The following is an 11,953-nucleotide window of genomic DNA, read 5'->3' as shown; positions in this document are numbered from 1 at the left end:
GTCAGGACGCCGCGTTCGACGTCCCGGGGTCGTTCGCGCTCGCGTTCTCGCGGTCGCGAGGCGGACGGCTCAGCCGCGCCACCACGGGCCGGTGATCGCCACCGTGAGGCCGTCGCTCTGGATGTTGGCGTAGAGCCAGCGGCCGTCCGCGGAGAACGTGGCGCCGGCCCACTCGCTCTCGCCGGCGGCGTTGCGGGCCAGCGGGTAGGGGACACCCTCGGCCGACGGCGCGATCAGGTACTGCTCGCCGTCGCCGTCCTCGCACAGCACGATGCCGCCGTTGGGCGACACGGTGATGTTGTCGGGGCCGTCGAACCGGCCGCCCGGCTCGATCAGCAGCACCAGCTCGAGGGTGCCCTTCTTCGGGTCGAGCTTCCAGACCTGGCCGGCGTGGTCACGGGCGGCGCCGTCCGCGGTCCTGGCGTAGCTGGAGACCACGTAGGCGGAACGCCCGGACCAGAAGATGCCCTCGCCCTTCGGGACCTGGGTGACCTGGCCGGCGGCGAACTGCTTGCGGGTCGACACCGTGGCGGCGTCCGGGTCGGGGACGTCGACCCAGGACAGCTGCACCGTGGTGTGCAGCTCGCTGATGGCGGACAGGTCCGGGACACCGGGGACCTGCAGAGCCTGCAGCTTGCCGCCGGCCCGCAGGCTGCCGGGCCCGCCGAGCGGCCGGCGGGGCAGGAAGCGGTAGATCAGGCCGTACGGCTTGGACGCGTCCTCGGTCAGGTAGAGGCAGCCCGACTGGGGGTCGACCGCGACGGCCTCGTGCGCGAACCGGCCGAGCGCGGTCAGCGGCACCGCCTCGCGGTCACGCAGCCGACCGAACGGGTCGACCTCGAAGACGTACCCGTGCCGCTTGGTGAGCGCGGGGTTGGTCGCCGGGGTGTCCTCGGTCTCCTCGCAGGACAGCCAGGTGCGCCACGGGGTGTTGCCACCGGCGCAGTTGCGGATGGTGCCGGCCAGGCTGGGTACGGCCGACAGCAGCCGGTCACCGGCGACGGTGACGGTCGTCGTCCCGCCCGGGGCGGCCGGGTCGTAGGTGATGCCCGGCCGCTGCGGGACGAGGTCCGTGCCTCCGGGGGAGAGCTCGTGGTTGCGGACGAGAACGCTGCGGCCCGGGCCGAGCGGGAACGCGTACGTCCCGTCGGGCGCGCCGGGTACCGCACCCCCGCCGGTCAGGGAGTCGACCCCGGCTCGGGACAGCACGGTGTACCGGAAGCCGGGGGGAAGATCGACCAGGCCCTTCGGATCCGGGACCAGCTCGCCGTACCCGGTGAACTTCTTCGGTGTTGCGGCGGACGCGGTACCGGCGAACACCGAGCTCACCGCACCCGACAGGGTGAAGCCCAGGCCGGCCGCGCCGGTTCCCACGACCACCTGACGGCGGTTGACTGCCATGAAGACCCTCCTTCACAAGGACGGTCCGCACGCTCGCAGCCGCACATGACCGGTAAGCGACTCGGATGCGAACGTCCGTGCACGGCAGGTGGTCGAGATCCCCAACGACCGCGGAATTCAGTGCGGCAGACGTGGTGGGGAGGCCGGAGCCGGCAGCGGGGGCCGCCGAGAAGCGGGCCGTATACCGGTCGGAACCGCCATGAAGGCGAAGCCCGCGGCCGGGCCGGGCCGGAATCCCCGGGGATGCACCTTCACGCTCTGCCGGTCGCCTACGACGGAGGAGACCCTTCCTGGCGGTCCGCCGGACCGGGGACCGCATCGCCACGCAGGGATTGCGTGAACCATCGGATGCAGGACAGCGCGCCGAGAAGATACCCACGGCATTCGTCCGACTCCGCCGGTGGGGGTGGGCGGTGTTCCCGGCTGACCTCCATGACTTCGAAGAGCAGGCGGTAATACGGCAGGCGGTCGGCTTCGCTGGCCGCCGCCACCTGACTGGCAGCCGTTTCCCGTCTGCCGCGGATGAGAAAGTGATAGCGAAAGGCATCGAGCATGTAACGGCCGGCGAGCCAGGCGTCGCGCAGCGGATCCCGGTCCGTGCCCACAGAGCTGACCTGGGTCCACAGCACCGCCTGCGCGTCCTGCGCCCAGAAGGTGGCTTCCGCCCGGAGGGCGGCGGCCTCAGGCTGCCGTAGCCCGTGCTCGGAGAGATCTCCGACGACCGGCTGCCGCTCCGCGAGCAGCCGGCTCAGGACCAGTGGTGAAGCCGCGAGGGTCGCACCGTCCGTGACATTCACGCGCAGGCCGGGAAGCTCCGCGTGCAGTTCCCGGGTCAGGTCGAGCCAGAGCTCCGGGCGGGCGTCGTCGACGAGCAGGTGCATGTCTATGTCGCTGAACCTGCTACGGGCGACCGGGTCGAGAATCGAGCCGGTGAGAACGGCGGCGAGCAGGCCGGGCACCTGCGCGAGCCGCGGGCGGGCCCAGCCGACCACCTCGTCGGCCTCCGTCTGCCGCGGAGGGGTCGCTCCGCCGGCCATCCGGCCGGCCCCGGTCGGCACCGGGGCGGCTCCGCTGACGGCGGATTCGGTGACCCGTGCGACGGAGACGGTGATTCCCGGGCCGACCAGCTGCCGCACCGACATCTCGGCCATCTCCCGGACGTCCGAGGGAAGCGGCCGATCAGCCTCATATGCGACGACCACATCCGTCGGTGTCGTCTGCACGATTCGGGCGCCCTGGACATCGAGCTGGGTGAACAACTTGCAGAGATCGAGCTCGGTGATGCGACGGCCGTTCGCCCCGTCGGCCACGACATGCAACGACCGGGCGGTCGTAATACTGAATCGACGGCCGGGCACGGGGCACCCGCAGGAGCCCGCCGACCATACTCCACGGTCTCCGGTCCGGTACCGCAGCAGCGGCATGGCGCGATTGACCAGACCGGTGACGAGGATTTCCCCGCCGCGGCCAGCCGCCGGTTCGACGGTCAGCCGCGGCTCGAGAATCTCCACGACCACATCACGCTCGTTCACGTGATAGTCGTCCGTGGTGAGGCAACCGTTGCCGACGACCCCGAACTCGGCGAGCGTGTAAAGTGACGTCACCGGACAGTCGAATATTTCGCCCAGGCGCCTGCGGGTGGCCATCTGTACCGTTTCGCCAGAAAGAACCAGGGCGTGTGGGCGGATCGCTCCCACATCCCTCGCGCGTTCGGCCACAAGCGTGAGCACGGACGGCATGCCGGTCACGACACGCCGATCGAGATGGTGCAGGGAGCGTCCCAGGAGATCTGGCGGAAGATGCCAGACCCTGTTGAAGCTCCACTTCGTCATTGTTCCGTGGATCGACCACGGTGAACGCTGGGAGCGGGTCGTGGAGGCGAGATGCAGAGTGAGGTGAACAAGCCCGTCGTCCAGCCACTCGGCTGGATCAAGAACCGCCGTGATCTGCCGGGTCAGTGCATCCATCTCAGCCTGCTGTGCCTCCTGGTCGATCGTAATCTCGACCGGTATGCCGGAGGTCCCGGTAGTTCGCACGGTGCGCCAGCCGGACGACTCGCCGGCCTCGGACCGTAGCCGGACCCGGTGCCTGCGCACCTCCTCCCGGTCGAGGATCGGGAGATCGAACAGCACCTGTTCGGCGACCTCCGGGAACACACCCCGCGCTGTCAGACGGTCGTGGTAATACGGGACGGTGGTGGCTGCGAAGGCCAGAATATCCGCAAGTGCCGAACTGCCCGCACCATTCACTTCGGGAGGGCTCCGAAAGCTTCTCGGTGAACGTGTTGCTTAAACGTTCCCAGCTCGTTCAGGTCATGCCCGGACGAAATCCAGAAGGTGGTGAGTTCGGTGCGGGCCTCGACCAGCGCCCCGCCGGACTCTCTCGACCGTTCCAGCGGCAGCGCCCGTCTACGGTACTCGACCACGGCCAGGAGGCGGGCGAGGGCGGCACCGCTGCCGCCTTCCGCTGTCCACAGTTCGAACAGCGAAGACAGCGCGTCCCCATCTTCCGGTTGATCGCCGGTCCGGGTTCGGTCTGTGTGACCACCCGCGAGAAAACGTTCGGCGGCCGTTCGGGAGGACGGGGGACCGGTACCGGAACCTCCTACGTCCGTTCCCGTCCTTGACCGCAGGATGCTCAGAAGCAGATCGACGGTCGTTACCGTGATCGCTGACGGGAGGATCTCGAGAGCCATCCGCATAAGGTAGGCGGGTAGTCCGGCCTGCCGCAGCTCCTGCTGAAGCAGCAGGCCATGCCCGTAGCCCGGGGTTGTCACAGTCGGCCGATCCACCGCAGAACAGTACCCACGTGGCAAGGGTAGCCCAGAAAGTCTCGTCGCAACCCGTCATAAGCGGGGATAAGGGTGCCCGGCGCCGTGCATGTGCAGGTGCGCCTTGCGGCGAGGGGTGGCATCCACCGCCGAACATGCCCGCGGACCAGCGAGGGTGACACGCCTTGCCATCGGAGGATTGCCTGGGCCGCCGGGCCGGATGCCAGCACGCAAGCATGTCGCCGGCAAACCTGTCCGGTCGCGGAGCATTCTGGCCGGGTACCCCTTCGGTTCAGCTCTGCAGATGGTAGCCTGCTGTCTACAAGATCATCGAAGGCCTTTTTGCTCTTCGTTGACGATCGGGCGGGGGAATCGCAATGGCTCGTCGGCGCCGTGGCGCCCCATTCGTTGATCTCGTCGAGGAGCTTAACCAGCTCGCGGCTTTTGGTGGCCTGGTGATCAGCCTTGCCGGTCTACTGTCCGGCCGCGTGTTCCTCGCCGTCGGAGCGCTCGTGGTCGCGGTCGTGCTGCTCCTGGGGCGACGGGTTCTGAGCCCCCGTGATCGGCTGGGTCCATGGGAGCGGCGGCGCCTGCGGCGCTACTTCCGCGCTCAGCTTGTCGTGCTGAAGGAGCAGCTTCCCGCCGGGCTTCCACCCATGAGTGATGGAGGGATCACTCTTGGTGATTTCGTGGGGTCCGGAGGTCTTTTTGCTGAGCCTGAGATCGAGCAGACCGGAGCGACTGAAACGAACTCGGCAGGTGTCGTCGACTGGCTCGCCAGGGAGGTCGCCGCGTCCGGCAGTGTGCTCCTGCTCGGCGATCCGGGGGTGGGGAAGACTCTGGTCTGCGAGCTTACCCATCGCGAGCTCGTCCGCCGGTTCGTAGCAGACCCGAAACGGGAGCGAATACCGTGGCTGCTGAGGCTGGTCGAGGTCGGTGAGTTGATCCGGAGCGGAAGCGAGACGTCGCCGCATCTGCTGATCGAGACCGCGCTCGCCGGGCGCCCGGCGGACGGAGACGGCGACGGGGTTCCGTTGTCCGCCGACCGGATCCATCAGCTGCTTCGCGCCGACAGAATCATCCTCCTGCTGGATGGCCTCGACGAGCTTGCCATCCATGGCGGCGCAGCACGCGACGTGATTCCACGGGAACTTGCGGAAGTCCTGCGCGGGCGGGTCGTCCTCACCTGCCGTCAGACGTTCTTCGATCTCTATATGGCCGCGAGCGAGCCGAGCCGCTGGTTCGTCACCAGGGCGAACCTGCGGGGGGTCGACTTCCAGGTTGCCGGCCGGTCGTTCGTCCGGGCGTACTGTGCCAAGTTCGGTCTGGACTCCGCTGAGACGGTCATCGCGACCATCGAAAGTTCGACGGCACTGACCGACCTGGTCTCCCGTCCGTTGTTGCTGTTCATGGCAACCGACGTGCTGGCGAACCGGCTTGGCGGGGTTCCGGCCGAGAACGCCGGGCGAGCACCGGAGCCGGATGAATGGAACGCGGCGGAAGTCTATGACCTGTATGTCTCCAAGTGGCTCCACCTGGAGCGGCGTCGAGGCATGTCAGTGCACTGGCAGGATATGCAGGAGCTGGCCGAGCGAGTGGCCTGGCGAATATATCAACTCGCGTTCGACGGACGTAAGGCCTTCGGTCAGTTCGACGTCCATGACCTTCTCATCGGCGGGCGCACGCTTAACGACGTCGTTCGCCAGTGGCGGCCGGACGAGTCGCCGGACGAGGCGTTCCGGGAGCTGACTCTGCGGTCCTTTCTCGTTCGTTCGGAGGGTGACGACTACTACCGCTTCGTCCACAAGTCATTTTTTGAGTTCTTTGCGGCGCGTTACATACAGTCGGTGCTCATCAACGACCAGGTCGCCGATGACGTCCTGCTCGCGGTCCTGCTCTCGCCGCTGCCGGACGAGATGATCGACTTCACCCGGCAGCTTCTCGATCGTTGCGCGGGGATCGCTATCGAGGCCAGATCGGTGTGCCGGAACCTTTTCCACGTGTTGGAGGTCACGGCCACGACAGCCGCCGGTAGTCACTCTGCGATCATGGCAAGGCAGCAGGCGGCAAATCTGCTTCCGCTTGTTCTCGGGGGCGACCAGCGCAGCCAGGACCGGCTTCGCGAGATCCACGCCAACGAGCCGCATCCGTTCGTCCGACGTGGTATCGCGGTCGGTTTCGCCCTCCATCTGGACGATGGATCGTTGATCGACCGCCTGGTCTCGGACTTTGACGATGACCCCGACTCACTGATCTTCCACCTGGGATACAACAGGATCTACTACGGTGACCAGGAGGCGAGTAACAGCGGCTGGCGGGATGATGGCACGGACCCCTGCGATCGGCTTTTTCTGGCTTCGCTCCGTCAGCTTCGGAGTAGTGCATACGAGCAGCTCTGGCCGATGTCCCTGTACACTATCCGGGTGTTACTCGCGGATCCGGGGCGACGTGCCTACCTTGACCGGGCCGTGGATATCCGGGCCTCCGTCGACGAGCTTCTCCGATTCGCTTTCACGCACAAGGACGATGCTCGTGAAAGCCTCACGCGGGAATGTCGGCGTCTTGTCGCCTTGCTGATGGGACCTGCCTGATCACGGCATCCGTCACATGGTTATGGACCGCGTCGAAAGCCTCGGGCCAGGCGGTCACGACGATATCCGGCGATGTCACCCCGGATCTTCCCAGTGCACGCACGGTGCATCCGGCCTGCCGGGCCAGAAACTGCGCGGCGACGTGTTCCGGGCCGACGCAGTCGACCGCGACCGTTGCACAGAGATGGCCGGCGAGCAGCAACATCGTGTCGATTGCCGGTGACCAGGTGTAGAAAACCCGCCCATAACGGGCCTCGAGCGTCGAACGAACCCGGTCCAGTGCCGGGTCGTCCCGGTCGACGCCGTAGCCCTGCTGCAAAGCAACGGCCGGAGCGACAGGCTCGCCCCGCTTGGCCAGCACCGCGCCGTCGCCGGCGAGGAGCCCGGTTGCCTCGCTGCCCGCGAGATACCTCCCGGTGTGCGAGTCGCGGACCACGGCGGCCACAACGTTATCCCGGTGCGTGATGGCGATGGCGACTCCGTAGACGGGTAGACCGATGGTGAAGTTGGTCGTGCCGTCCAGGGGATCGACCAGCCAGGTCCAGTCCTCGTGGCCGGGGTGGAGCCCGGACTCCTCGCCGATGATCACATGGCCTGGAAAAGTTCTCTGTACCTCGCCGACTATGAGCCGCTCGGCGGCACGATCGATCTCTGTCACCACATCGAGTGACAGACTTTTGCTGGCATACGCGAAGCGGGCGGAAAAAGAACTCCGTGCGAGGTCGCCGGCCTCGCGTGAGAGCCGAACGGCAAGGTCGAGGGCCACCGCTAGATCCATCATGCCACTCTAGCTCCGATGCGGTCACAAATCGCGCACTGCGGGATCACGGCCGGGCCGTGTGACACCCTGGCATGACTGGAGTCGTGTTTCCGGTTGCCGGTCGGAGTCCAATGGTCCCTCGAGTGACGGTCATGCGGCTGATGGTGCGGCGTTATATGTGTGGGACTGGTGCGGGGCCTGGCGCGCCTGTTGGTGCGACCCGTCTTTCGGTCGCCGCTGGTCGGCATTGACGCTGATCCCCGGCCTGCCGGGAAAAGATGGCAACCGGACAGGTGGCGGGAATTGTGGGTATGTTGCGGACGGGGCCGAGGGTGGAGACCGGGTCGGCGTTCTGCCTGGGCGCGGTGAGATCGGCCGGCCGGCGTCCAGTGCGGGAGTGACCGGCTCGGCCGAGCTGGGCCCGCCCCCGCACGGGGGCCGGCGCTACCGGCGGGGCCGTTCCCGGGGTGCGCGGAAGAGGGCCTCCTGGGTCAGGCTCGCGCCGAGCCGGCCGTCACGGGTGTGGATGGTGCCGGTGTACCAGCCGCGGCCGCCGGCGATCGTACGCGGGACGTGGTCCATCAGCACCCACTCGTCGAGCCGGATCGGCCGGTGGAACCAGACCGCGTGGTCCAGGCTTGACCCGGAGCGGGCCGTGGGCGTGTGGAACGGGGCGAGGCCGGCCATGCTGTCGGAGAGGTAGGTCAGGATGACCGCGTGGGTCAGCGGGTCGTCCGGCAGCGCCGCGGTGCACCGCGCCCAGCAGCGGGTCGGGAAGTCCTCGCCGGGCTCGACCGGCTTCTCGGTGCGGCCCTCGAAGGAGAACAGCCGCGGGAACACGTAGTCGATCATCGTCTCCGGGGGGCCCGCCGCCGGCATCGGCTCGGCGTCGATGTCCGTGCCCTTCTCCGGCACGTGGAACGACGCCGACATGTTGAAGATGACCTCGCCGCCCTGCACGGCGACCACCCGGCGGGCCGAGAACGAGCGGCCGTCGCGGTCGCGGTCGACCCGGAAGATGGTCGGCCGGGACGCGTCCCCCAGACGCAGGTAGTAGCCGTGCAGCGAATGCGGCACCCGCCCCTCGGGCACGGTGCGGCCCGCGGCGAGCAGGGCCTGGGCGGCGACCTGGCCGCCGTAGAGCGCGTACACGTCGTCGAACACCATGCGGACCCGGAACAGGTCGCGGTCGATCTCCTCGAGGTCCAGCAGGTCCAGGACCGTGCCCTCGGTCGGGGCGAGGATCGCCGGCTCGTTCACGGTCACTGGTCGCATGATCCACCTTCTGGGTCGGTCGGCGCGGCACGTCCCGGCCCCGGCGCCGCGGCGTCCCGGCCCGCGGCGCCTTCGCGCGGTGGCCGGAACGTCGCGCTGACGGGCCGCTCCGGGAGAGCGTGCCGTCAGTCCGGGATACTGCATCGGGTACCCCCACCACCAGGAGGTGTGCCGCAGCCCACCGTCAGGGGTGCTGGTCGGGAGGCTGGCGGTCAGCTCTCGTGTGGCGGTTCGCCCGGCGCGTCGCCGTGCGGAGAGAACCAGGCGTCCGCCGACCAGCAGCCCTCCGTGGTCTCCCGCTCGCCGAGGGTGGGCACGTGGGTGTCCCGTGCCGGTTCGTCCGGGTCGGCCTCCGCCGGGGCACGCTCGGCATCGCCGTCCGGCCGTGCGCTGTCCGCCAGCGTGCCGTCCGCCCGGGTGTCGGCGCCGCCGTGGCCGACCGCAGGGCCGCCGCGGCTCCCGCCGGGGGACTGGTGGTCGGCCTGGTCGTCGGGGTCGTACAGGCCGTCCTCGGCCCGGCCGTAGGTGCTCGCGGAGAAGAGGACCTTCGGCGGGGCCGGGTGGGCCGGCTCGGAGATGCCGAGCCCGGGACGCCGACGCGGCGCCCCCGCGCCACCGGCGGTGCCCTGCGGGCCGGGTTCCGACTCGTGACCGCCTACCGGGCGGGCCGCCGCCGCGGGCGCCCACGAGCGGGCGACGGCGGTCGGCCGGGTGCTCGCCGTGCCCGGCCCGGCGCCGGCCGGCGCCGGGCCGGCTGGCCGGGACGTGGCCCGAGTGGTGGTCGCCGACGGACCGGTGGCCGGCGCGGTGGCGGCCGGCGGGGCCGCGGGAGTGAGCGCCGCGGCGGTGAGCGCCTCGCCGAACGCGTCGCCGCCCTCACGCAGGCCGAACCGCTCGTGCAGCAGCCGCAGCGGCCTGGGCGCCCACCAGTTGTACCGGCCGGCGAGGGCCATGAAGGCCGGCACCAGCACGGCGCGCACGACCGTCACGTCCAGGAGCACGGCCAGCGCCAGGCCGACCCCGATCATCTTGATGATGCTGATCTGGGACGTCGCGACGCCGATCATCACGACGATCAGGGCGAGTGCGGCGCAGGTCAGCAGCGGGCCGGTCGCGGCCAGGCCACGGGTGACCGCGCGCCGGTTGCCCGCCCCGCGCTGGTGCTCCTCGCGGATGCGGGCGAGCAGGAAGATCTCGTAGTCCATGCTGAGCCCGAAGGCGACGCAGAACATCAGCACCGGGCTGGTCAGCTCGACGGTGCCCGAGACCTGGAAGTGCCCGACCAGGGGCTGGAGGTGCCCCTCCTGGAAGACGAGCACCATCGTGCCCATGACCGCGGCCAGGTTGAGCGCGTTGAGCAGCAGCGCCTTCACCGGCAGCAGGATGCTGCCGGTGAACAGGAACAGCAGCACGAACGTCGCTATGATCACCACGGTGATGGCGCCGGGCAGGCCGCGCATCACCGTGTCCCGGGTCTCGACCAGGTGCGGGGCCAGGCCACCGATCTCGACCGGGTAGGGCGCCGGGATGGCGCGGACGAGGTCGACGGTGCGCTGGGTGCCCGCCGAGAGCGGGTCGGGCTCGGTCGGCCACAGGGAGAGCCAGGCGCCGCCGTGCACGCCGACGAACGCCCCGCCGTCCGGTGGCGGTGGGGCGATGAGACGGCCGTCGGTGAAGCTGCCGGCCACAGTGTCCACCCGCGCGACGCCGGGCACCCGGGACAGCCGCGCCGCGTAGCCGCCCAGGCGCGCGGCGACCTGCGGCTCGCGGGCGTCCACCCCGGCCGCGACGACCGGGATCTGGCAGGGCAGGCAGACGGTGAAGTCCTCACGCATGGCGTCGTTGACGATGTGCGAGTCCGCGCTGGTCGGCAGGACGGTGTCGTCGGCGAGGGCGACCCGCAGGTTGCCCAGCGGCAGCGCCATCACCACCATCAGGGCGACCGCCGCGCCGCCGAACAGCAGCGGATGGGCCATCACCCGGCGGGCGATCGCCCCCCACACCGCACCGGGCTCGCGGTCGCCACCAACCCCGGTGCCGGCGGGCGCAGGCGCCCCGGCCCGGCGGCGACGTCCACGTTCCACCCGCTCGCCCAGCAGCATGATCGCCGCCGGCAGCACCAGCAGGGCCGCGAGTTCGGAGGTCACCACCACCGCGATGCCCGCGTAGGCGTACGACTGCAGGTAGGGCAGCGGGAACAGCAGCGCGCCCGTCAGGGAGAGCGCCACCGTCAGACCGGAGAAAAGCACCGTGCGGCCGGCGGTGCGCAGGCTGGTGTGCAGGGCGGCGGGCCGGTCCAGGCCATTCTCCCGCTCCTCGCGGAAACGTCGCAGGATGAACAGGCAGTAGTCCACGGCGAGGGCGAAACCGAGCGCGGTGGTCAGATTCAGCGAGAACACCGAAATGTGGGTGACCTCGGAGAGCAGCCGCAGCGAGGCGAGGCTGGCGATGACCGCGCTGCCGCCGACGACGATGGGCAGCAGCGCCGCGGCCGTTCCGCCGAACGCATACAGCAGGACACCGAGCACCAGCGGCGCGGTGATCAGCTCGGCGCGCTTGAGGTCCGCGCGGCTCTGTTCGGTGACGTCCAGCATGACCGCGGGCGCGCCGCCGAGGCGCACGGTGACGCCGGGCCCGTCGTGGGCGTATCTGTCATGCAGGGCGGCCACGTGGCGCGCGATCGCGTCCTCGGTGCCGGTGAGCCGCAGCAGGACGAGCGCGCTGCGCCCGTCCTGGGAGCGCAGCAGCCCGCGCTGGGACTCCGTCGACCAGTAGGACGTGACGCCGCTGACGCCCGGCTCGCGGTGAAGTTCCTTGGTGAGGTTCTCGCCCAGCCGGCGGGCGGTCGGGCCGTCGATGTCCCCGGGTGCGGTGATCATGATCGCGACGTTGGGCGGGGCGCCGGGGAACTCGGCGTCGAGCATCGCCTCGGCGCGGGTGGCGGAGTCGCCGGGGGCGTAGAAGCCGCCGGTGGCGAGCCGGTCGAACACCCCGGCGGCCCAGGGCAGCAGGAGCAGCACGAGCAGCCCGGTGACGGCCAGTACGCGCCCCGGCCGGGTGATCGCGATCCGGGCGAGGAGGGCGAACAACCCGCCGCGCCCGCCGGTCGGTGCGCCCGCCGAACCCCCAGGCCCACCCGGCTGCCCGGGACGGCCC

General features: G+C 69.8%; 7 protein-coding genes. 1 reads left to right on the top strand and 6 read right to left on the bottom strand.

Features of this window, described 5'->3' with window-relative positions; all coding sequences use genetic code 11:
* Positions 1-69: 69 nt before the first annotated feature.
* The 3 genes from FMEAI12_RS24680 to FMEAI12_RS24670 form a co-directional block, all read right to left on the bottom strand.
* Positions 70-1,401, bottom strand: a complete 1,332-nt coding sequence (locus FMEAI12_RS24680) for an alkaline phosphatase PhoX (protein WP_112108024.1) — start codon at positions 1,399-1,401, stop codon at positions 70-72.
* Between the two features lie 269 nt (positions 1,402-1,670).
* Positions 1,671-3,533 (bottom strand): hypothetical protein, encoded by a 1,863-nt coding sequence (locus FMEAI12_RS24675; RefSeq protein ID WP_146776763.1) that lies wholly within the window; start codon positions 3,531-3,533, stop codon positions 1,671-1,673.
* A 113-nt stretch (positions 3,534-3,646) separates the two neighbouring features.
* Positions 3,647-4,177: a hypothetical protein gene (locus FMEAI12_RS24670; protein WP_112108022.1), complete on the bottom strand. Its 531-nt coding sequence runs from the start codon at positions 4,175-4,177 to the stop codon at positions 3,647-3,649.
* Positions 4,178-4,548: 371 nt separating this feature from the next.
* Between FMEAI12_RS24670 and FMEAI12_RS24665 the strand changes: the two genes are divergently transcribed.
* Positions 4,549-6,762 carry an NACHT domain-containing NTPase gene (locus FMEAI12_RS24665; protein WP_112108021.1) on the top strand — a complete coding sequence of 738 codons (2,214 nt, stop codon included), beginning with the start codon at positions 4,549-4,551 and terminating at the stop codon, positions 6,760-6,762.
* Here the strand turns inward: FMEAI12_RS24665 and FMEAI12_RS24660 are convergent.
* From FMEAI12_RS24660 to FMEAI12_RS24650, 3 genes are all read right to left on the bottom strand, one after another.
* Positions 6,713-7,528, bottom strand: a complete 816-nt coding sequence (locus tag FMEAI12_RS24660) for an inositol monophosphatase family protein (protein ID WP_160144320.1) — start codon at positions 7,526-7,528, stop codon at positions 6,713-6,715. The genes FMEAI12_RS24665 and FMEAI12_RS24660 overlap by 50 nt on opposite strands.
* A 438-nt stretch (positions 7,529-7,966) precedes the next feature.
* On the bottom strand, positions 7,967-8,797 hold the full coding sequence (locus tag FMEAI12_RS24655; RefSeq protein WP_112108019.1) for an acyl-CoA thioesterase II: 831 nt from the start codon (positions 8,795-8,797) through the stop codon (positions 7,967-7,969).
* 212 nt (positions 8,798-9,009) lie between these two features.
* Positions 9,010-11,953: MMPL family transporter (locus FMEAI12_RS24650; protein WP_368672105.1), on the bottom strand; the 2,944-nt coding region annotated here is incomplete at its 5' end.

Origin of the sequence: Parafrankia sp. Ea1.12, assembly GCF_900465275.1 — a bacterium.
Classification (GTDB): Bacteria; Actinomycetota; Actinomycetes; order Frankiales; family Frankiaceae; genus Parafrankia; species Parafrankia soli.
The sequence above is the reverse complement of the archived record's forward strand: the minus strand, read 5'-3'. Positions and strand labels throughout refer to the sequence as shown.